21 protein-coding genes and 2 tRNA genes are annotated in these 22,436 nt (G+C 35.8%); 8 read left to right on the top strand and 15 right to left on the bottom strand.

Annotation, left to right across the window (positions count from 1 at the left end; all coding sequences use genetic code 11):
• Positions 1-36 precede the first annotated feature (36 nt).
• The 7 genes from ACEN2N_RS01205 to exaC all read right to left on the bottom strand — a co-directional run bounded on the left by ACEN2N_RS01205 (position 37) and on the right by exaC (position 5,886).
• Positions 37-1,263 carry an ATP-binding cassette domain-containing protein gene (locus ACEN2N_RS01205; protein WP_441822625.1) on the bottom strand — a complete coding sequence of 409 codons (1,227 nt, stop codon included), beginning with the start codon at positions 1,261-1,263 and terminating at the stop codon, positions 37-39.
• Positions 1,260-1,784 carry a GNAT family N-acetyltransferase gene (locus tag ACEN2N_RS01200; RefSeq protein ID WP_441822624.1) on the bottom strand — a complete coding sequence of 175 codons (525 nt, stop codon included), beginning with the start codon at positions 1,782-1,784 and terminating at the stop codon, positions 1,260-1,262. The genes ACEN2N_RS01205 and ACEN2N_RS01200 overlap by 4 nt, the downstream gene beginning before the upstream one ends.
• A gap of 32 nt (positions 1,785-1,816) precedes the next feature.
• Positions 1,817-2,308: a DUF192 domain-containing protein gene (locus ACEN2N_RS01195; RefSeq protein WP_441822623.1), complete on the bottom strand. Its 492-nt coding sequence runs from the start codon at positions 2,306-2,308 to the stop codon at positions 1,817-1,819.
• A gap of 2 nt (positions 2,309-2,310) precedes the next feature.
• Positions 2,311-3,273, bottom strand: a complete 963-nt coding sequence (gene lgt, locus ACEN2N_RS01190) for a prolipoprotein diacylglyceryl transferase (protein WP_441822622.1) — start codon at positions 3,271-3,273, stop codon at positions 2,311-2,313.
• Positions 3,274-3,636: 363 nt separating this feature from the next.
• A complete protein-coding gene (gene yidD / locus ACEN2N_RS01185) occupies positions 3,637-3,858 on the bottom strand; it encodes a membrane protein insertion efficiency factor YidD (RefSeq protein WP_299799031.1) in 222 nt (73 codons plus the stop codon).
• A gap of 115 nt (positions 3,859-3,973) precedes the next feature.
• On the bottom strand, positions 3,974-4,348 hold the full coding sequence (locus ACEN2N_RS01180) for a DUF779 domain-containing protein (protein WP_441822621.1): 375 nt from the start codon (positions 4,346-4,348) through the stop codon (positions 3,974-3,976).
• A 14-nt stretch (positions 4,349-4,362) separates the two neighbouring features.
• Positions 4,363-5,886, bottom strand: a complete 1,524-nt coding sequence (exaC, locus tag ACEN2N_RS01175) for an acetaldehyde dehydrogenase ExaC (protein ID WP_441822620.1) — start codon at positions 5,884-5,886, stop codon at positions 4,363-4,365.
• Between the two features lie 193 nt (positions 5,887-6,079).
• Here exaC and ACEN2N_RS01170 point away from each other — a divergent pair, with 193 nt between their 5' ends.
• Entirely contained in the window at positions 6,080-7,003 is a 924-nt protein-coding gene (locus ACEN2N_RS01170) for an AraC family transcriptional regulator (protein ID WP_441822619.1), read from the top strand.
• A 2-nt stretch (positions 7,004-7,005) separates the two neighbouring features.
• Here the strand turns inward: ACEN2N_RS01170 and cysS are convergent, their stop codons facing one another.
• Both cysS and folE read right to left on the bottom strand, forming a co-directional pair.
• On the bottom strand, positions 7,006-8,484 hold the full coding sequence (cysS, locus tag ACEN2N_RS01165; RefSeq protein WP_441822618.1) for a cysteine--tRNA ligase: 1,479 nt from the start codon (positions 8,482-8,484) through the stop codon (positions 7,006-7,008).
• Between the two features lie 14 nt (positions 8,485-8,498).
• The gene (gene folE, locus ACEN2N_RS01160; RefSeq protein ID WP_441822617.1) at positions 8,499-9,179 is read right to left on the bottom strand and encodes a GTP cyclohydrolase I FolE; all 681 of its coding nucleotides are present in this window, start codon (positions 9,177-9,179) and stop codon (positions 8,499-8,501) included.
• A 134-nt stretch (positions 9,180-9,313) separates the two neighbouring features.
• Between folE and ACEN2N_RS01155 the strand changes: the two genes are divergently transcribed.
• Together ACEN2N_RS01155 and ACEN2N_RS01150 are read left to right on the top strand one after the other, a co-directional pair.
• Positions 9,314-11,116: a T9SS type B sorting domain-containing protein gene (locus tag ACEN2N_RS01155; protein WP_441822616.1), complete on the top strand. Its 1,803-nt coding sequence runs from the start codon at positions 9,314-9,316 to the stop codon at positions 11,114-11,116.
• Positions 11,117-11,240: 124 nt separating this feature from the next.
• A complete protein-coding gene (locus ACEN2N_RS01150) occupies positions 11,241-12,677 on the top strand; it encodes a T9SS type B sorting domain-containing protein (RefSeq protein WP_441822615.1) in 1,437 nt (478 codons plus the stop codon).
• 48 nt (positions 12,678-12,725) lie between these two features.
• Here ACEN2N_RS01150 and ACEN2N_RS01145 read toward each other — a convergent pair whose 3' ends face one another.
• Positions 12,726-14,231 (bottom strand): OmpP1/FadL family transporter, encoded by a 1,506-nt coding sequence (locus ACEN2N_RS01145; RefSeq protein ID WP_441822614.1) that lies wholly within the window; start codon positions 14,229-14,231, stop codon positions 12,726-12,728.
• Positions 14,232-14,264: 33 nt separating this feature from the next.
• Complete coding sequence (locus tag ACEN2N_RS01140; RefSeq protein WP_441822613.1) at positions 14,265-15,596, bottom strand: hypothetical protein; 1,332 nt, start codon at positions 15,594-15,596, stop codon at positions 14,265-14,267.
• 138 nt (positions 15,597-15,734) lie between these two features.
• On the opposite strand from ACEN2N_RS01140, the gene proS reads away from it, so the two are divergent.
• The 4 genes from proS to rpsT all read left to right on the top strand — a co-directional run bounded on the left by proS (position 15,735) and on the right by rpsT (position 17,773).
• Complete coding sequence (proS, locus tag ACEN2N_RS01135; RefSeq protein ID WP_441822612.1) at positions 15,735-17,210, top strand: proline--tRNA ligase; 1,476 nt, start codon at positions 15,735-15,737, stop codon at positions 17,208-17,210.
• Positions 17,211-17,288: 78 nt separating this feature from the next.
• Positions 17,289-17,360, top strand: a tRNA-Glu gene (locus ACEN2N_RS01130).
• 41 nt (positions 17,361-17,401) lie between these two features.
• Positions 17,402-17,473: transfer RNA gene (locus tag ACEN2N_RS01125), tRNA-Glu, on the top strand.
• Between the two features lie 48 nt (positions 17,474-17,521).
• A complete protein-coding gene (gene rpsT / locus ACEN2N_RS01120; RefSeq protein WP_027064657.1) occupies positions 17,522-17,773 on the top strand; it encodes a 30S ribosomal protein S20 in 252 nt (83 codons plus the stop codon).
• A gap of 235 nt (positions 17,774-18,008) precedes the next feature.
• Here rpsT and ACEN2N_RS01115 read toward each other — a convergent pair whose 3' ends face one another.
• The 3 genes from ACEN2N_RS01115 to rho all read right to left on the bottom strand — a co-directional run bounded on the left by ACEN2N_RS01115 (position 18,009) and on the right by rho (position 21,221).
• Positions 18,009-18,359, bottom strand: a complete 351-nt coding sequence (locus ACEN2N_RS01115; RefSeq protein ID WP_441822611.1) for a hypothetical protein — start codon at positions 18,357-18,359, stop codon at positions 18,009-18,011.
• Between the two features lie 343 nt (positions 18,360-18,702).
• Positions 18,703-19,380 carry a hypothetical protein gene (locus tag ACEN2N_RS01110; RefSeq protein ID WP_441822610.1) on the bottom strand — a complete coding sequence of 226 codons (678 nt, stop codon included), beginning with the start codon at positions 19,378-19,380 and terminating at the stop codon, positions 18,703-18,705.
• Between the two features lie 194 nt (positions 19,381-19,574).
• Positions 19,575-21,221 (bottom strand): transcription termination factor Rho, encoded by a 1,647-nt coding sequence (rho, locus tag ACEN2N_RS01105; protein ID WP_441822609.1) that lies wholly within the window; start codon positions 21,219-21,221, stop codon positions 19,575-19,577.
• Positions 21,222-21,416: 195 nt separating this feature from the next.
• On the opposite strand from rho, the gene ACEN2N_RS01100 reads away from it, so the two are divergent.
• Complete coding sequence (locus ACEN2N_RS01100; protein WP_441822608.1) at positions 21,417-21,827, top strand: DUF4293 domain-containing protein; 411 nt, start codon at positions 21,417-21,419, stop codon at positions 21,825-21,827.
• A gap of 113 nt (positions 21,828-21,940) precedes the next feature.
• On the opposite strand, the gene ACEN2N_RS01095 is transcribed toward ACEN2N_RS01100, so the two are convergent.
• Entirely contained in the window at positions 21,941-22,435 is a 495-nt protein-coding gene (locus ACEN2N_RS01095; RefSeq protein ID WP_441822607.1) for a metallophosphoesterase family protein, read from the bottom strand.
• Position 22,436 lies beyond the last annotated feature (1 nt).

The raw sequence follows: 22,436 nt of genomic DNA, 5'->3' as shown, positions 1-22,436 counted from the left end.
AAATGAACGGCTTTTTTGTTTTAAAAAGGTTTGCGATTATTTAATAATTCCCGACGAACCATTTGCACTGGGTATAAGGTCTAAAGTCCGTTCGGGTTTTAGACCTTTTTCTTTTCTATGCGAAACAAATATTATAGCGGTATCAGTTTCTTTAGCAAACTTATTTACTAACGAAACCAAAAGCGCGGCAGAATCATCGTCCATACCTGTAGTAGGCTCGTCTAAAATTAAAATAGGTGGTCTTTTGACCATGGCACGGGCTGTCATTACCAATCGTTGTTGACCTGTTGAAAGGGTATTGAAATATGTATTTTTAATAGGATACAGATCTAATAAGAGTAGCCATTGTTTAATGATTCTCTTTTGTAACTCTGTCGGGATGGTATAAAGCCCTACGGAATCATTTAAACCAGAAATGAGCATATGCTCTATAGAATGTCTGCCATTGAACTTAAGCGTCATTGCAGGGGCATAGTAGCCTATTTTCTGTTTAATATCCCAAACGCTCTCGCTACTTCCTTTTTTATTCCCGAATAGATAAATTTCTTGACCGTATGCTTTAGGGTTGTCTCCGAATATCATCGAAAGCATAGTTGATTTACCGCTTCCGTTGGTGCCCGATAATTGCCAGAAATCTCCCTTCTTTACTGTCCAATTAATAGCATTTAATATTTTTTTACTTCCGTAGGATATGCTAACGTTTTTAAAATCGATTAGTGGAGATTCAATATTTGAGTATGTTGTGATGGATTGCGGAATACTTACTGCATTGAAAGTACTAGTTATGTTATTATAATTTGAAGATGTATTCTCGACGATGGTGAACATATTCTTATTCAACCTGCCATAACAATTTATGAACGATAACGTGTCTGACTTGCGACTTGCTAACTGAATAAATGAAATGTGTTTAGAGTAATCTTTAAACATCGTTTTTAATTCTTCTTGAAAGGCGATATCTAAATGATCAAAAGGATTATCTAGAATAATATAATCGGGCTTTTCGTTCAGTAAGTAATGTAGTAGGGCTCTTTTTTGCTCTCCACTAGACATGGTTTCTAGTGCTTGGTTTTTTGAACTGATTATTTTTATATCATGTTTATCCTCTTCATCAATTAGTTTTTCTAGGGTGAATGTAGAGAATAATTTTCCGACTTTATTTTCGAATTCATGAAGTTCATTGGGAATTTGTCCTTTTTGAAAATCTTTTAAGAAGCCTTTTTTATCAGAATTGTTATCTAAATAAATTACCCAATGATTCATGATGCATTTATTCTAAAAATATGAACTTCGTTGTTGTGGTAAGTGGTTGTGAAATCTAAAAACATACCATTTTTTAAAGCTGTTTTTTGCGAAGGAATATTGTCAACTTGTATGATGGATATTAAACTGGTTGCCCATTCTTTTGCAAAAGCTACTTGTTTACATTTTTGGGCTGCTTCAAACGCAAAACCTTGTCGCCAGTATTTTGGGAGTATAGAATACCCTATTTCTAATTCTTTTTTACCATCTACTTCTTGAACTAATAGACCGCAGAGACCCACTAAAGTATTAGTGCCTTTTAAGTACAATGCATTCATGCCCCCCAAGTTGTCATTATAGCGCTCGAATATGCTATCGAATTGTTGTTGGCAGGCTTCTTTTGGGTCTGATGGTAATCCTGACCAGAATTGGCTGCTTAAAGGTTCTTCATGAAAAGATAGCCAGCTCTCAAAATCTGATGGTTGTACTTTTTTAAAAAGCAATCGTTCAGATTCTTCGTTAAATAATACGTTTTCTGGCATTAGGTTGCTATAAAATATAAAAAGCAGGTAATCTATTTTCTGCTAAAGCTAATGCTGTCGCCAATAGATAGCCCCAATTCTTGTGATAAACCTCCATTAACTTCTAAAACATATTTAATGGGTACCAATGAAGAAAGCCCAGATTCATTTAGTGGTTGTGCATTTTCTTGAAAACTAGCAATCTTTAAATCTTCTTTTATGTAAATAATATCTAATGGAAATTCTGTATTCTTCATGTAAAAAGAATGCATTCTCTCATCAGGAAAAATGAATAGCATCCCTTGATTATTATCCATTCCCTTTCGGTACATAAGTCCGGTTTGGGTCTCGTAATCAGTTTCTGCAAACTCAATATTGAACTTGGTTTTTACCGTATCAGTTGAATTTAAAAAGACAGACAAGTCTCCTTCATGAGTGAAATCTATACTTTGCGTAGCTATAGTTTTTTTAGACTCTTCTTTGCAAGAAAAAATTAGCAGTGCTACAACTATTAAAATAATCGAATTTTTATGTATAGTCTTCAATTTTATGCAGTTTTAGTTTTTCTGAACATGAAATAGAATCCGACTAATATAAAAGGTATACTCAACCATTGGCCGGTTGATAGTAGCCCTAAAGATTCTTCGAATCCGCCTTGGCTTTTCTTAACGAATTCCACTAAGAAACGAACAGTCCATAGTAACACAAAAAACAGTCCGAATAAATACCCTGGTTTGTTCTTTTTGTCAGTTTTCCAGTATAGGAAGTACAGTAGAACAAATATTAAAATATAGCCTACACCTTCGTATAATTGTGCCGGGTGACGGTATGGAATTTCAGCTAAATACTGAGAAAATTGCGGATTGTTCTCAATCGCGGCATATGCGGCATTTAAAGTTTTTTCTTGTGTAATGCCTAATGCTTTTGATGGATGTAAGTCGTCTGAATCGCGAATGAATTTAGTAGCGAATATGAAATTTTCATCTACGATTTTACCGTTAATTTCAGAATTAAAAAAGTTACCTAAACGTACACAAAAACATCCGATGGCGACAGGTATTACCATTCGATCAAATATCCAAAGCATTTTAAATTCAGGGTATTTTCTGGTGTACAAATACGTGCCGATAATAATACCGATTGTGGCACCGTGACTAGCTAAGCCTGTGAAACCGGTAAATTCATATCCATCTATCAATCCGAATAATAAACTACCTGAATCACTTTCGCGAACAGGAATTAAGATTTCTACAAGATGGTTAGAGTAGTAAGCCCAATCATAAAAGAAAACATGACCTAATCTGGCACCTAACATGGTGCTTAAAACTGTGTATATAAAAAGGGAGTCTAATTGCTCGACAGATTTTTTCTCGTTGAGGAATATCTTTTTCATTATAAACCAACCTAAAGCAAAGGCGGTAATCCAAAGAAGATTGTAGTACTTTATTTGTATGAATCCGATGTTGAAAAGTGTCTCGTTCGGATTCCAAGTAATTCCTAAGAAATGCATGTGTTGAATTTTGAAAGGCTAAGATAATAAAATAGAAATCTCCCTAGGCTTTAGAATTGGAAAATCGGTTTTGCATTTAGTTAAAAGAGAGAGTTGAGAGAATAGAAATTAGAGAATAGAAAAAAAAATAGAAAAAAAAGAATAGAAAAAAGAGAATAGAAATGAGAGAATAAAAAAATGAATGGGAAAAGAAATGTGTAGTTTAAAATAACAAGGGTCTTGAGTTACTATATCATAAATTTTTATTCAAGACATCTTCGTATTTGTGTTTTGACTTGAACTTTGAACTTGAACTTGAACTTGAACTTGATTTTTGAATTTGAATTTTGAACTTGAACTTGAAATATCGTATTTGAAACTTACTTAGGGAACGGGGTCATACCCTTTTCCACCCCAGGGGTTGCAGCTGAAAATACGTTTGGTCGCCATCCATCCACCTTTAAATAAACCGTGCTTTTTTAATGCTTCCAAAGTGTACTGAGAACACGTTGGTGAGTATCTACATGTAGCGGGAGTATATGGGGATATTGCCACTTGGTAAAAACGGACTAGAAATACAAAAGGGGCAATAAGTATTTTTTTTATTGAGATGTTCACAGATATAAATTGAGATTACAAATTTACTACAAATGTGTCAACTTAGTTAATAGAAGAAGTCCTGATGAAAATCATCAGGACTTGTATCTAATTATCATTATTTCTAAGCACCAATTCTTATCGGTTCTAAATGTTCAGCTTCTTCTTCAGAATACAATCTAGATTTGATCAAGAATCGAATACCCATGGGTATTTCTAATGAAAAACTTGAACCTATACCTGGCGTAACATCAATGGTGAGTTGAGTGTGTTTCCAATATTCAAATTGATCTCGCGACATATGAAAGTCACAACCCTCAATTCTGCCTAGGCATACATCGTTATCATCGAGCATTAATTCACCTTTCTCAAAGCACATTGGCGCAGAGCCATCGCAGCAACCACCACTTTGGTGAAACATAAGTTCGCCATGCTTCTTTTTGAGCTCTGAGATTACAGCAGTTGCTTTTTCGGTTACTAATACTCGTTTAGTTTTCATATAAATTTTGTTGTTTAAAAGAATCCCATTTTTTTCTTATCGTAAGAGATTAGCATGTTTTTGGTTTGACGATAGTGAGCCAACATCATTTTGTGATTTTCTCTACCGATCCCTGATTTTTTGTATCCGCCGAAAGGAGCGTGTGCAGGGTATAAATGATAACAGTTTACCCAAACTCTACCTGCTTTTATAGCTCTAGAAATTTGATATGCTTGGTGTGTATCACGTGTCCACACGCCAGCACCTAGTCCATACAAAGTGTCATTAGCAATTTCTATCGCTTCTGCTTCATCTTTGAAAGTTGTAACACAAAGCACGGGACCAAAAATCTCCTCTTGAAAAACACGCATCTTATTATGTCCTTTTAAAATCGTAGGCTGAACATAGTAGCCACCTTCTAAACCTTCGTTATATGCTTGCTCGCCACCAGTTAGTACTTCACAACCTTCTTCTTTACCTATTTGTATATAGTTAAGAATTTTTTCAAATTGGTCGTTAGAAGCTTGAGCTCCCATCATAGTGTTAGGGTCTAAAGGATGCCCCATCTTAATTGCCTTGGTACGTTCGATTACTCTTTCTATAAACATGTCATAAATACTTTCTTGAACTAACATACGTGACGGACAAGTACAAACTTCGCCTTGGTTTAATGCAAACATATTCGCACCCTCTAAACACTTGTCGAAGAAATCATCATCGGCATCCATAATGCTTTCAAAGAATACATTCGGAGATTTACCGCCAAGTTCTAATGTAACGGGAGTAATATTTTTAGATGCATACTGCATAATTAATTGCCCGGTGGTAGTTTCACCCGTAAATGCAATTTTGTCAATTCTTGGGCTAGATGCCAATGGTTTGCCTGCTTCTGCACCAAAACCGTTAACCACGTTTAGAACACCATCTGGTAAAATACCTTCAATGATTTCCATTAATATTAAAATTGCTACAGGGGTTTGTTCTGCTGGTTTAAGAACTACGCAGTTACCGGCTGCCAATGCTGGTGCCAATTTCCAAGTAGCCATTAATAAGGGGAAATTCCATGGTATAATTTGACCAACGACACCTAAGGGTTCTGTTATATTTAAGGCAACTGTATTAGAATCTAATTCGCTGACCGAACCTTCTTCCGCTCTTATGACTCCCGCAAAATATCTAAAGTGATCTATGGCCAAAGGTAAATCTGCAGCTCTGGTTTCGCGAATTGCTTTACCATTATCCCATGTTTCAGCTCTTGCCAATACTTCTAAATTTTGCTCTATTTTATCGGCGATTTTTAAAAGCATATTACTTCTTTCCGTTGCAGAAGAGGCGTTCCAAGATTTTGCGGCCACCCAAGCGGCATCAATTGCCATATCTATATCTTCTGCTGTCGATCGAGGTATTTTGGTAAATGATTTACCATCTACTGGTGAGATGTTGTCAAAATATTCTCCTTTGCTTGGTGCAACCCATTTTCCACCAATAAAATTTTCATATTGGTTTTTAAATTTGGGTTTTTGAAGTACGTCTTTTTCTACAGTTGCTGTTGTGCTCATAGTATCTGATTTAAGTTAATATTAGAAGAAGGCATATTGAAGTAGTCAATATGATATTCTAAATGTACCGATCAGTTTTTGATTATGCCTGACGCATTCTACGAATAGTGTGAACTATTCTATCATTTAATGATATTATGATTTTTTTAAGTATAATTTTTTGTAAATTCCATAATATAAAATTAAAAACATTGTGATTCATTTAGCTGATAATTTCTTAAAAGGGAGACGTTTAGAGACCATGGTTGAAAACCAAACCTCTTATACAATGAATAATGCGGCCATGCATGTTTTTGAAACGCATGAACAAGCAGCTAGTGTTCTTTTAAAATTTGAACAACCAGTTTTGGCCAGTATGATTCAAGGAAAGAAGATTATGCATTTACGTGATTATGAATCATTTGATTTTTTACCAGGTGAGTCTTTGGTTTTACCGGCAAATGAAGGTATGTGTATAGATTTCCCTGAAGCAATGGCAAAGAACCCAACTAGATGTTTGGCAATGGCTATCTCTGAGGATAAAATAAATAAAGTATTGCAATTCATGAATGAAAACATGCCTAAAAGTAATAAGGATGCATGGGGATTAATGGACTACAATTTTCATTTTGTAAATGACAGGGGTATATATCAAATTATACAACGACTTTTATTCTTGTTTTCTGAAGAGCACCCTTCTAAAGATTTATTTGTAGATAATATGTTACGTGAACTGATTATTAGAATTCTACAGACAAACGAACGAAAAATTTACAGTAACGCTACTTTATCCATTAAAAAAGAAAGTAGGCTGACAGAAGTTATACGTTACATTAGAGATAATGTGCATAAGGCATTAACTGTAGACGCACTTAGTAAAATAGCCTGTATGAGTCCGTCACATTTTTATAGAACTTTTAAACTAGAGTTGGGTATCTCCCCTGTTGAGTTTATAAATAATGAGCGTATAAAATTAGCTGTTGGTTTACTGCAAGATCCTAAGCGAAGTATTAAAGATGTATATCTCGATTGCGGATTTGAAAGTAGATCTTACTTTAATAGAGTTTTTAAAACAAGGCAACAAATAGCTCCTGGCGAATACCAGTCTAAAATTCAAAAATCTAGATTTTTAGATTAAACTTAAAGGCTGTAAGTGGTACCTTCTTTGCCGTCTTTTAATTGAATACCTAATGCTGCCAATTGGTCACGTATTTGATCAGATGTGGCAAAATCTTTATTTTCCCTTGCTGATTTACGTAATTCGATTAATAACTCAACTACACCACCTAATTTTTCGGTATCGGCAATAGAACTACTTTTGTTTTCCAAACCTAAAACATCAAAGACAAAGCTGTGTATGGTGTTTTCTAATTCAAGTTTATCTTCTTCGGTAATAGATTCAGTACCTTCTTTAATAAGGTTGATGTGCTTAACGGCATCAAATAGCTTCGCAATTAAGATGGGCGAATTAAAATCATCGTTCATGGCTGCGTAGCATGATGCTTTCCAAGTTGCAACATCAAAATCGGTCGTTTTCCCAGTTTCTAAAGATTTTAATGAATTGATAGCTTCCATCAATTTGTTAAAACCTTTTTCAGATGCTAATAGAGCATCATTACTCATGTCTAAAATGCTGGTATAATGTGCCTGCATCATAAAGAAACGCACCATTGAAGGGGAAAAGGGCTTGCTCAGAATCTCGTTTTCACCAGAAAATATCTCACCAGGTAAAATACTATTTCCGGTAGATTTAGCCATTTTTCTTCCGTTCAAGGTCAACATATTGGCATGTAGCCAGTAGTTTACCGGGCTTTTGCCATTACAAGCTTCTGCCTGTGCAATTTCACATTCGTGGTGCGGGAATTTTAAATCCATTCCGCCTCCGTGAATGTCGAATGTTTCACCTAAGTATTTTGTACTCATGGCAGTACATTCTAAATGCCACCCTGGGAATCCGTCGCCCCATGGCGAAGGCCATCTCATAATATGTTGTGGTTCAGCTTTTTTCCAAAGAGCAAAATCTTGTGGATTGTGCTTGTCGTCTTGAGCAGCAAGATCACGGGTGTTAGCAATCATGTCTTCAAGCTTACGACCACTTAATTTACCATACTCATGCTCTTCGTTGAACTTAGCGACATCGAAATAAACAGAGCCATTGGTTTCATAGGCAAATCCTTTTTCAAGAATATCCTTAATAATTTCAATTTGTTCTATAATATGTCCTGTAGCAGTCGGCTCGATACTAGGAGGTAGAAAATTAAATTTCTCTAATATATTATGAAAGTCAACAGTGTATCGCTGAACGACTTCCATCGGTTCTAACTTTTCTAATCTTGCTTTTTTTGCAATTTTATCTTCGCCATCTTCTGCATCATCGACTAAATGACCTGCATCAGTAATATTACGAACATAACGTACTTTGTAACCTAGGTGTCTAAAGTATCTGAAAATCATATCAAAAGACATGAAAGTTCTACAGTTTCCTAAGTGTACATTGCTATAGACTGTTGGTCCACAAACATACATGCCTATGTGGCCTTCATTTATGGGTTTGAAAACTTCTTTTTTTCCTGATAAGGAATTGTATACTTTAATTTCCTGATTTTCGTACAATTGCATGAAGCTATATGCTATTAAAAATGGGTATCTAGATTAAGATAATTTAAGAATTCGCGGCGTACCAATTCTTCTTTAAATTTACCGCCATATTCAGCTGTTACTGTGCTGCTTTCAATATCGCGAATTCCTCTAGAATTTACACAAAGGTGTTTTGCATCAATAACACAAGCAACATCTTCAGTACCTAAAGCTTTTTGTAATTCTCTTACTATTTGAATATTTAAGCGCTCTTGAACTTGCGGACGTTTAGCGTAATAATCAACAATACGGTTCATCTTAGAAAGACCAACAACGGTACCATTAGAAATATAGGCAACATGTGCGCGACCTACAATGGGTAGTAAATGATGTTCGCAAGTGGAGTAAAGAGTAATATTCTTTTCAACCAACATTTCACCATACTTGTACTTATTGTCAAAAGTAGAAGCCTTAGGTTTTCTTGCAGGGCTCAAGCCACCGAATATTTCGTTTACATACATTTTAGCAACTCGGTTCGGAGTGCCTTTTAGGCTATCGTCGGTTAAATCTAAACCTAAGGTTAGCATAATTTCGCGTACGTTTTCGCGAATGCGTTCAATCTTTTCGGCATCATCCAAATCAAAGGCATCTGAACGTAAAGGAGTATCTTCTGATGTAGAAATGTGATCATTTCCTAATTCATCAAATTGATTTTCCAGTGTATCCTCAATTTTCATTTTATCTATCTTTTAGAAGCTGCAAAGATATACAATATGTGCCACTTTATAACTAAATGCGGGCATTACACAACATAAATTAGCCATAACGTTAAGGTCTAGTTAATTTTAGTTTTCCAAATCAGAAGGCCTTTATGACCAAGTATGGTATATCTATTTTAGTATTTAGCTTTTTTAGCATCTTCACCTGTTTTGCACAGGTGTCGGCAGATTGCGCCAATGCGGTTCCTATTTGCTATAATACTCCTGTAAACGGTGGTACTAATGGCTATGGTACTGACGATTTCAACGGCGCTTCTATTTCTGGTTGTATTACACAGGGTAGTGGAACTATTGAGAGCAATTCTGCCTGGTACAAATTTAAGACTGGTGAAAAAGGTCAATTAGGTTTTAATATCGGATTTGATACTAACGAAGATTGGGATTTTGCCTTATACAAAACAAACGACTGCAGTGCTTTAGGTGACCCTGTGCGGTGTAATTACTTTGATAATTCTGATGATAGTAGTTTTATTGGAGTAGGAGAGGACCCTACAGGTATAGATAATATACAGTATGATGATTGGTTAAATGTTGAGCCGGGAGAAGAATATCTTATCATGATTAATAATTTCAGTAACAACAATACAGGATTTTCTATTCAATTTTCAGGTAATATATTTGTGGAGTTCCCAAACTCTGCGCTAGATTGTGATATTATAGATAATTTATTAGGTCCGCCAATAATAGCATGTGATAACGATACTGTGGTTTTAAATGCAACTACCGTAGATGCTTTAGATTATGAATGGTACTTAGATGCTGGTACAGGTTATCAGGTTATTCCGGGAGAAAGTGACGTAGAACTTTCTATTGCGGTTTCTGGTATGTATCGTGTTTTAGTGGTAAGACCTTTAGGTAATAATTTAATTAGCGAAACTCAAGTAGCTTATGCACCTTCGCCAGAAACATTTTCTTTAGAAGATGAAACGGCATGTTTAGATGGTACGGCTATAGATTTTAATGCCAAAGATGCTGAGGCATTGGGTGATCAAAGTCCGCTAGATTTTAGGGTGTCGTATCACGAAAGTTTTGAAGATGCTTTTGATGGATCCAACGCACTTTCAAAAGAATATATACCAACACAGGTTTTGCAAACGATATATGTAAGAACTACATCAATAGAAAACTCTATGTGTTTTGATGCATCTGAAACTTTTGATATTAACGGAATCGAATTACCTGTTTTAGATTTTGAGACAGAAGTTTTTATATGTGGCGATGAACCTATTGTAACTATAGGGCAGCGTATACCAGATAGCGATTTTACGTATGAATGGAGCTCCGGGCAAACCTCTTCTTTAATTACAGTGGCAGAGCCTGGTGTTTATACATTATCAGTAACCAACTTACAAGGTTTAATTCAATGTATTACTATACGCTCTGTGACAGTGGTTTTTTCTAGCCCCCCAATTATATCAGATATTATTATAGAATATGAAGATGATGCTTCTAATGTTGTAAACGTTTATTTAGAGGAGGATGGGGATTTTGAGTTTCAAGTAGATAATGAGACTTCGCAAAATAACGGTGTTTTCAATAACTTATTCCCTGGTGAGCATACAATCACAGTTCGTGATGTAAACGGGTGCGGTGCTGATACTAGAGATATCGTAGTGGTCGGTTTTCCAAAGTTTTTTACTCCTAATGGAGATAATGTAAATGATACTTGGAAAGTAGACGGGTTGTCAGCTTTAGATAATCCTGTTATCACTATTTATGATAGATACGGTAAATTACTGTATCAAATAGTAGAAAATTCTAGTGGCTGGAACGGTTCTTTTAATGGTGCCCTTTTGCCAGAATCAGACTACTGGTTTAAACTTACCTATACCAATTCTTTAGGGGAAAATACAAACGCATCTTACATTAATAATCACTTTACATTGAAGCGTTAAGCCTGATATTTAGGCGTAAAAAGTGTATTTTATCGATTAAACGCAAGAATATCCGTTATAAGATACTAAAGCAGGTCATGTGTAGTTATAATATACATCACGTATACTAATAAGCTACACTTTTATGAGAACACTTCTTTGTTCTATATGTTGTTTGTTTCTTTTTTATTGGAACCTAACTGCACAGAATTCAGCCGATTGTAGAACGGCTATACCAGTTTGTGCCGATCAACCTATTATGGGTATTGCCGGGGGAACAGGTGATGTTGATGATTTTGACCCAGACGTAATACTTCAAACTGGGTGTTTAGAAAAAGGTAGTCTTTCTTCCGCAAATATTGAGTTTAATACCTCTTGGTTCGTTTTTAGAGCGGGTACAGGCGGTCAGGTAGGTTTTGATATTGAAGCTTTAGCGACTTCAGGATCTACACCAACTGCCGAGTGGGATTTTGCTGTTTATGGTCCAGATGTTGATTGCGGCGATATTAGTAATGGTACTGCGCAGCCTATTCGTTGCAATTATGAAGTTAACGATACTAATTTTACTGGGCTAGGGGTTAACCCTGATAGTGGTGAAGAAGGTCGTGCATCTTTGACAGGCAGTCAGAATACATATGATGAATATTTAGATGTGTTACCTGGTGAGATTTATTACATATTGATAAATAATTTTGCCGATAATTTTACTGGTGATCCCGAACCTTTTATGCTAACTTTTACGGGTAGTTCAGTGAGCGATAGTCAAGATACTGCTCTAGATTGTACTTTGCGTGACGAGTTTTTAGGATTGGATATAATTGCCTGTGAGGGTGATGATCCAATAACTATTAGTGCATTGAATTCACCTGCAGGGGCAGATATCGCTAGCGTAGAGTGGACGGTCGATTATGAAGATGATGGGGTAGTAGATGATACCCTTACCGGTTCTGGTGATTTCGGAGCAGAGTTCGTTATTATTAGTCCTAATTCTGGTCGATATTATGCTACTATAACTACCATAACCGGCACACCACCAACTGTGGCAGACGATAGTGGAGTTTTAGTTACCTTTTTCGGAACACCTATTTTAGACCGTGTAGAAACATTGGATACTAACCTATCTATTGATCCTGATCAAAATAATATTGAATTTTTTGTTGAAGGTGATGGAGATTATGAATATGCCATTAACGACGGAGCTTTTCAAGATGATGCTGTATTTATGAATGTACCTCCAGGAATTAATACGGTTGTTATTAATGATAAAAATGGTTGCGGAATTACTGATCCTATAGAGTTCTTAGTAGTAGGATATCCTAAATTTTTTACTCCAAATGGAGATGGAATAAATGATGATTGGAATGTGGAGGGAATTGAAACTTTAAACAATCCTGTTGTATATATTTTTGATCGATATGGTAAGTTGTTGAAGCAGCTTGGCGCAAATGATAGTTGGGACGGAAATTACAACGGGCAGCAAATGACTTCTACAGATTATTGGTTCCGTTTTGAATATGGTGATATGGAAGATAATCTACTAGTAGCAAAAACCCGAAAGACACATTTTTCATTGAAGAGATAAAAAAAGGGGAGCAAATTGCTCCCCTTTTTTATACCAATTTTTTTTATTCTAGAAATTTATAGTGTAACTCAAAGTCGCATTGGTCATACTTCTATTTATTGTGGCAGGTGTTGTAATACCAGCATTGAATAGTCTATCACTAATATCTTGTTGAGAGCGGCTTAAAGCAAAATCTAACTTACTTCCACCAAAATTATAACCAATACCACCAGAAACAGCGTTCAAATCGCCAATGGTGTTTCCGTTTGCATACGGACTTTGTTCAAAACGATATCCTGCTCTTAGGCTTACTTGTTGAATTCTATATTCACCACCAAGTCTAAATGTAGAAACAGCACCTAAATCACTCGCAATTTGAGAATTCACGGTCTGAAAACTAGGGTCGTTTGAAGGTCTTAACTCTGAATTTGAAAAATCTTGGTAACTGTAATCGAAACTTAATAATCCGTCTTTTGCAAATATTACCGCTAAGCTACCCGTCGCCTTTGCCGGAGTTTTAATGGTATATCTTTCGAATAAGTTAACTACATTAAAATTGATGAAATTAATATCTTCGTCAGCTAAATCTGAATTTATACGTTGAGAAAAATCATCTTCTAAATGATACCAAGTTGGTGATTGGTAACTACCACCTAATCGTACATTCTCATTCAATTTCGCAATTGCGCCTAAACTAAAAGAAAACCCATTACCTTCTGTCTGCAGATAGTTGTCAAAAGTTGTTCTCTGAATTTCAGAATTTGGTAAGTATCCACCTTCGCTGAATTGATCATATTGTGTGTATAGAACGCTGTGGAAATTTAAAGAAGCTCCCAGATAAATATTCTCTTTATACTGCGAAGCTGCATTAATAGTAAACTTACTATTATATCCAGTGGTTCTTCTTAAGAAATCTTGATCTACTGTATCATAAAGAGCGTTACTAGTATAATTTGTAGTAGTGTCATCTTCAGTTTCTGGATCAAGAATACCACCATAGTAGCCTAAAAATGTTTGTTGGTCTCTAAAACCTTGTGCTGAACCAATATTTAGATAAGCTTCTTCTAGAAATTCGTCATCTTGTAAAAGAATAGACCCAAAAGGTGTACCCTGTGCATATTCAGAAAAATAAGTGTCTATACCTTGGTTACTACGACCCGATACATAATATTCATTATCGAAATTATTTACCAAGTCATAATTGAACGCCAAGGTGAATTTTTGCCAATCGGAATTTGAATCTGTATTTTTAAATACAAACGCACCACCTAATTGATTCAATTCGACGTTATTATCTTTAGTATTTAAAACGTTACCAAAATAACCGGCATCATTACTGGTATTGTAGTTTGATCCCGATATGGTAAAAAGACTATTATTGAAAACTGCTGACCCTGCTGGGTTAACATTTAATGATGATAAATCTCCACCTAATGCGCCAAATGCGCCACCCATAGCTTGGAAGCGGGCAGTTCCTTGAAGGTTTTCTGTGCCATATCGTAAGGCTTCATTTATGTTTTGTGCACTACCAACGGCGCATGCCACTAGTAATACGAAAGTTAAATATCTCTTCATAGCAATGATTCAATTTTAAGGTAAGTTTTAATTTTAATTTCTTCCGCGGCTGCTACTTCTACTAGAAGAGCCAGACGATCTCGATGAAGAACCGCTGCTAGAACTTCTAGAGCTGCTACCTGAGCTTCTATAAGAACTACCGCTAGAGCTACTTCTTCCTGAGCTATAGTTGCTGCTTCTTGAGCTATTGCCAGAGCTACGGTAAGATCCACTATTAGAACTGCGTGAGCTTCTACCTGTAGAATAATTACCTGAGCTGTTGCCAGAATTTCTATACGTTGAAGTTCTTGGAACGGCAACCCTGCTGCTTGATCTGGCAGTACTAGAACTAGATGTTCTAGGGCTGTTGCTATATCTACTGCTACTGCTATAGTTTCGAGAAGAGCTACTGTTGTATCTTGGTGTTGCTCTAGTGCTTCTACTTGTTCTATATGCTCTGTTCTGATCTACACCAACGGTTCTTCTTGTAGTCGAATTGCCGGAATAGGTTCTTGAACTACGTGTGTTTGCCGAACTTCTAGCTGTGGTTGAACGTGCAGTACTGTTTCTATATCTTGGTGAATCTCCTCTTGTATTTACATTAGAACGCCCTCTTGCTGCTGTTGAAGAGATGCCGCTATTATTTGTATTTGTTCTAGTGTAATTTCCTCTTCTTGAATTGTTAACTGCATAGCTTCTGTTCGAGAAACGGTTGTTTCTATTATAATATCTGTTACCGTAACCGTAACCGTAACCGTAGCCATAACCATAATTAAAACCATTTCCATAGCCCCAGTTGTTCCAGCCATAGCCCCAATTATTCCATCCAAAACCAAAACCGCCGTAACCCCAGTTGTTCCATCCGAAACCAAAACCACCGTAGCCCCAATTGTTCCATCTATTCCATCTGTTCCATCCCCAAGGTTGACCCCATCCGTTTCCATAAAATCCTCCATAGCCAACATTGTTCCAGCCCCATCCATAAAGTCCACCATTATTCCAGTTATTCCATCCATTATTATGAATGTATATGCTGACATTAGCATTATTACTTCCCCAGCTGCCGTAACCCTCATAGTCATTTGCAGTGGCGTAATAATCTGTTAATTGATCTTGTTGAATTTCTTGACTTAAATCATTACTTGAGTAAGAATCTACATCGGTAAAAATTTCTTCATCTAATATTTCGCCATATTGATCTGCTTTTTCACCAAAATAGTTCGTATAAGTATCCGTTTCAGGATTATTCTGTGCGTAATTTCTCTGTTCTGGTCTTCTTTCTACCGTCGTTGAGGTATCATCAGAATAAATACCGTCATTATCGTAATAAGAAGATTGTTGGTAAGAACCGCAAGAAGCTGTAATAATTGCCAAGGTTACCAACATTGTTATGTTTCGAAATTTATTGTGGGGTGTAGAATATATCATCGGATCAAAATTATATTGTTGAACATATTAAAAATAACTAGTTTTACTCAATTATTATATACTAATATTCACAAAATTTGTGCCAAAGTCCAGATAATGAGTAAAAATTTGACTAAGAGAAGCGAGGATTATAGCAAGTGGTATAACGAATTAGTGGTTAAAGCAGATTTAGCCGAAAACTCTGGTGTACGTGGTTGCATGGTTATAAAACCATATGGTTTTGGTATTTGGGAGAAAATGCAAGCCGGTTTAGATAAAATGTTTAAAGAGACAGGGCATGAGAATGCCTATTTTCCATTGTTTATACCGAAATCATATTTTAGCAAAGAGGCTAGCCATGTAGAAGGGTTTGCTAAAGAATGTGCTGTAGTAACCCACTACAGACTAAAAAATGCAGAAGATGGCAGCGGAATTATAGTTGATCCCGATGCTAAGTTGGAAGAAGAATTGATCGTTAGACCTACTTCAGAAACCATTATTTGGGATACCTATAGAAAATGGATACAGTCGTATAGAGATTTACCACTTTTAATCAACCAATGGGCAAATGTTGTTCGATGGGAGATGCGTACGCGCTTATTCTTAAGAACGTCTGAGTTTTTATGGCAAGAAGGGCATACCGCACACGCAACGGAAAGTGAAGCCATAGCAGAGGCAGAGCAAATGATGAACGTTTATGCAGATTTTGTTGAAAACCATATGGCCGTACCTGTTATAAAGGGTACTAAAACGGAGAGCGAACGTTTCGCTGGTGCAATAGAAACCTATTGCATAGAGGCATTAATGCAAGACGGTAAGGCATTGCAAGCCGGTACATCGCATTTTTTAGGTCAAAATTTTGCAAAAGCTTTTGATGTAAAATTTGCAACCAAAGAAGGTGGTAAAGAATATGTTTGGGCAACCTCTTGGGGCGTTTCTACCAGATTAATTGGAGCGTTGATTATGACCCATAGTGATGATAACGGATTGGTAATACCACCAAAATTAGCGCCTATTCAAGTTGTTATTGTTCCTATATATAAAGGTTTAGATCAATTAGATAAAATTTCTGAGACCGTAAATGTATTAGTGAAAGAACTTAGGGCCGAAGGTATTTCTGTGAAGTTTGATAATAGGGATACACACAAGCCAGGTTTTAAATTTAATGAGTACGAATTACGCGGAGTTCCTGTAAGATTGGCAATTGGACCAAGAGATCTTGAAAATGGCACTTATGAGTTGGTTAGAAGAGATACCTTGCAAAAAGAGACTGTTGCAGCGACAGATGTAGTAGCTAAAATTGAGTTTTTAATGGAAGATATTCAAAAGAATATGTACCAAAAAGCGCTTGATTATAGAACTAATCATATTACAGAGGTGAATTCTTACGATGAATTTAAAAAAGTTTTAAAAGAAAAAGGCGGATTTATTTCTGCGCATTGGGACGGTAGTAAGGAGACTGAGGAACGTGTTAAAAAGGATACGAAGGCAACTATACGTTGCATTCCCATCGATGCAAGAGAAGAAGAGGGCACATGTATGGTAACAGGTAAACCGTCTAATAAAAGGGTGTTATTTGCGAAAGCTTATTAATTTTTTTAAAAAATAATAAGTAGGTGTTGTGATAGTAAAAAATATTTGTATTTTTGCATCCGCAATTGCGCAAAGTATGGTCCGTTCGTCTAGGGGTTAGGACGCCAGGTTTTCATCCTGGTAACAGGGGTTCGATTCCCCTACGGACTACTAATAAACAGTTGGATGTATTTCCAAAAAATTGACATAATGGTCCGTTCGTCTAGGGGTTAGGACGCCAGGTTTTCATCCTGGTAACAGGGGTTCGATTCCCCTACGGACTACAAAAATTGAATGGATGAGAATCCGAAGAAATTATAACAAAGAATAAAATGGCAAATCACAAGTCGGCATTAAAGAGAATTAGAAGAAACGAGGCAGTTCGTCTACGTAACAGATATCAGCATAAAACTACACGTAATGCTATAAAAAGATTGCGTGGAGAAGAATCTAAGAAAGATGCAGAGGCTCTTTTTCCAAGTGTTGTTAGTATGATCGATCGTTTAGCAAAACGTAATATTATACATGACAATAAAGCTGCCAACTTAAAAAGTAAATTAGCGAAGCACGTTGCTGCATTGTAAATAATTACTTTAATAATATTACAAGCCTTCCAAAATTTGGAGGGCTTTTTTTGTTTGCTAAATTTTTAATAATGATATAGAATAGAGATTCGAAATCGTGTTAGGTAAGGGTCACTAGTAATTATGCAGATGTACAAAACTACCTCGCTGCATTGAAGTGATTTGGCTATTACGTATTCTCAAAAACTAACAAGACTTTTCGCGTAAAGAATAAGTAGTTAGTATTTCTAATTTTTTATCTAAAAGAAAGTCTTCTGCCCTTTAAAAATCCTACGATTAATAAAGAGTACATGATAACTATAAGTGCTCTTAAAAAAGAGCGCAAGCCGTAAGCTTCCCAAATTTGGTAGTCAGTATAACCTATGATGTATATGATGGGGAATATGGAGTAAAAGGTCACTAATGAAATGCTTACCCAAAACATTAAATTGTGCGGCTGTATTAAATTATGGTTCTTTTCTTTTTTGTCTTTAAAGTACAGTGCAACACAAAACACCAATATGTAAGATCCAATACCTAGCGCATAATAAAGATTTGTGTCTAAAGGGTTTTGAAATTGTGCGCTAATAACGTAGCCGGTTAGCATTATAAAAGTTCCGTGGGTTATCCATTTTTTATACTTGACATTTGATATGAGCTGCCGGTAAACGTGATAAAAAAAGCAAAAGAAGATAATGGCGTATATATTGTAAATAACATCATTATAATTGCTAAATTTCATTTCGTTGAAGAACGATATTTCATCATAAGTTCTAACGAGATAACCCAGTATTTCATTAAGTAGGGTGTAAGTAATTATCATAGGAAAGTACTTTAGCGCTGTGTCGTAATACTTACGGTAAGTCGCTAGCGAGACAAACAGGGTCAACGCATATACAAGCATATAATAGTTCTCCTGAACAAAAGTCCAAATCTTCATGAATTATGGATTAAAAATCAGTTTTTGGAGGCGGACCACCTTGTCCGAAATTAAAAGCAAGACTTTTACTGCCTTGTAAGCTGGAGTTTAAAGTGAAAGTAGGAGCGAAACTTGCATATGCTTTTTCTTTTTTATTTAGGTGATTTCCTAAACCGTCTTTCGTATTGGCTTTCCAGTCTTTAATAAGTTCGGCTTTACCGTTTTCACCAATAAAAAAACCATAATTAATACCGCCATCATCGAGTGTAGGTACCATGAATATGCTGTTCTGTCGTTTGTGTATAACCGGCTTTCCGTTTGAAAATTTTTCTTCGTTAGGGTAATTGGCAAAATACAATCTTAGCTTGGTGATCTTTTTAACACCAGCTGCAGCTGCCTCTTGATCTAAATAAGCCATATATTGTTTGAGTGTTTCATAATCAAAATCTACGAAACGAGAAGCTTCGAATTTTTCTTCTGACGGTCTTTTTTGGTTTTCGTAATCTTCAATAATTTGTACCCTATGTTGCGAGAAGTTGTCATAAATAGCATCTGCCTGTTTTAATGAAATGATATGGTCTGGAGCTTTGACTATCGTTGGCTCAATAATTTCATCTTTCTTTTCTTTCTGCTGTTGATTACAGCCAATTACAGATGAAATCATAATTACGCATAAAATTTTACTGATGATAGTGGTCGGTCTTTTCATTTTCTAAGAATTAAATTAGTAATACGAAAATTGGTAAAAGACTGGGGGAGAGTTCTTTTCTAACATGTTAAAGATATTAAAAAAATAATAGCAGGCGGTTATAATGTGTTGGGCATCAATAAGGATGCTTAAAACAAAAAAAAATCCCGATTTCATTTAGAAATCGGGATTTTAAAATATTTGTTAGAATTGTTCTATTGATTCATAGTCATCAAGAACTCTTCGTTGTTTTTAGTTTGTTTAAAGCGTTGTTCAATAAATTCCATCGCTTCGACCGGGTTCATGTCAGCAAGATACTTACGCATGATCCACATACGTTGTAGTGTCGCTTCATCTAATAACATGTCGTCTCTACGTGTACTAGAAGATGTAAGATCAATTGCAGGGAAAATTCTTCTGTTTGCAATCTTACGATCCAATTGAAGTTCCATGTTACCTGTACCTTTAAATTCTTCGAAGATAACCTCGTCCATTTTAGAGCCAGTTTCTGTTAATGCCGTAGCAATAATCGTAAGAGATCCACCACCTTCAATATTACGGGCGGCACCAAAGAATCTTTTAGGCTTGTGCAAAGCGTTTGCATCAACACCACCACTTAATACTTTACCAGATGCAGGCTGAACAGTGTTGTATGCCCTTGCCAAACGTGTAATCGAATCTAAAAGAATTACAACATCATGACCACATTCTACTAAACGTTTTGCTTTTTCTAAAACAATGTTAGCAACACGTACATGTTCTGTCGGTTCCTTATCGAATGTTGAAGCTACAACCTCGCCACGTACATTACGTTGCATATCGGTTACCTCCTCTGGTCGTTCATCAATTAATAGTATTATTTGATAAACTTCTGGGTGGTTGGCAGCAATACCGTTCGCGATATCTTTTAAAAGCATGGTTTTACCAGACTTTGGTTGAGATACGATCATACCTCTTTGTCCTTTTCCGATAGGGGAGAACAAATCGATAATTCGGGTAGATATCGTGCTTTGGCGTTCTGCCAAATTAAATTTTTCTTGTGGGAATAACGGAGTTAAATGCTCAAATGACACACGGTCACGAACAATTTGTGGGTCTATACCGTTAATTTTATTTACTTTAATAAGCGGGAAATATTTTTCCCCTTCTTTAGGTGGTCTTACGTTACCTAATACGGTATCTCCTGTTTTTAATCCGAAAAGACGTATTTGCGATTGAGAAACATAAATATCATCAGGTGATGATAAGTAGTTGTAATCAGATGAACGTAAAAATCCGTATCCATCTTGCATGATATCTAAAACGCCTTCACTGGCAATAATAGAGTCGAACTCATACTCAGGTTCTTTATACCTATTTTTTAAATCCTTGTCAAAATTGCTTTTGTCGTGGGTAGGTCTCGGATTAGGTTTTTTATTGTGATTGTTATTCTGAGGAGAATTCTTTTTATTTGGCTGGTTTACAGCTTTAGGCCTTGGTCTAGGTCTTTTTTGCTCAATAGGTACTTTTGAATCACCTTCTTGACTACTTTCGGTTTTAACCACATCAACTTTTGCAGTAACAACTTTTTCTACAGCTACTTTTGAAGGAGCATTAGTTTCATTGTTACTATTTTTTTCAACACGAGGTCTAGGTCTTGGTTTTGGCTTCGGTTGTGGTTTTTCTGCAGAAGGTTTACTAGCTACTTCTGTGGTTGCAGGAGCAATCGCAGCAGCAACTTTCGGATTCGCAGCTTGTAAGTCTAAAATTTGATAAACTAAATCTAGTTTTTTTAAGGTCTTGAATTTAGGAACCTTTAGTCCTTTCGCAATTTCCTGTAATTCAGGTAGCTTTTTTGATTTTAAATCTGAAATCTCAAACATTAAGTAGTAGAATAAATTATAAGTAGTTTGTATTGTAAGAAGTAAATATTTTTTTGGATAATCTCTAGGAATGTTTTCCTTGATTGGTAGGTGTTATGACTTGATAACGTAGCAATATTACAAATTATTTTGAATAAAATGGTTATAATTTTTGAAAAGACGTGTATTTTTGCAACGTAAAGTGGTAATTGAATTATGATTCAAAGAATACAAAGCCTTTATTTAATTATTGTAGCAATACTTACGGGTGTTCTGCCGTTCTTCTTTAATCTATGGATACATGTAGATGGTACAGAAGTATTTGCAAATAATGAAATGCTTATTTCTATTACCTTTTATGTAAGTACTGTTCTAGCTATTTGGGCTTTGGTACAGTTTAAAAATAGAAAAACCCAGTTTGTAATTAACAGGCTGAACATGATATTAAACTTTTTTTTATTAGGATTTTTCGTTTATCGATCGCTAAACTTATCCGGAGAGACTTTGGTTTCTGAGAAGGGTATTGGGATGTTGATTCCAGTATTTTCTATCATTTTTTTGGCCCTTGCAAATAAGGCTATAAAAAAGGATGAAGATCTTGTAAAATCTGTCGATCGCTTGCGTTAGACCTATAATCTTAGTAGTATTAGTGCGTTAAAACCCGGGGTAGTTTCCGGGTTTTTTTATTTCTTTATTTAAGTTTTTCTTTTTAATACACATTAGTGAAAATGCCCTGTGTTTTATCTTTTGCCTAACTCGATAACTTCAAGATCTTTGATATTATCACTTTCTATAACGAAGCGTAACATGGTACGTACTTGATGAAAACCATGCTTCCCGCAAGCTCCTGGGTTCATATGTAAAACACCTAATTTTTTATCCATCATCACCTTTAGAATATGCGAATGTCCGGATATGAATAATTTTGGCGGATTTTCTCTGATCATATCTCGGGTTCTCATATTATACTTAGGTGGGTATCCTCCTATATGAGTTATAAAAACATCAACACCTTCACAAAAAAATCTGTTGTTTTCTGGAAATTCTTTTTGAATAATATGGTCGTCAATATTTCCATATACTCCTTTCAAAGGTTTTAATTTCGCAATAGCATCGGTAACCTCTAAAGATCCAATGTCACCGGCATGCCATACTTCATCTGCCCATTTTACATGCTTTAAAATGGCGTCGTCTATATGCGAATGCGTATCAGATAGTAAGAGAATTTTGGTCATT

This window comes from Maribacter spongiicola, assembly GCF_052119685.1.
GTDB lineage: Bacteria > Bacteroidota > Bacteroidia > Flavobacteriales > Flavobacteriaceae > Maribacter > Maribacter spongiicola_A.
The sequence above is the reverse complement of the archived record's forward strand: the minus strand, read 5'-3'. Positions and strand labels throughout refer to the sequence as shown.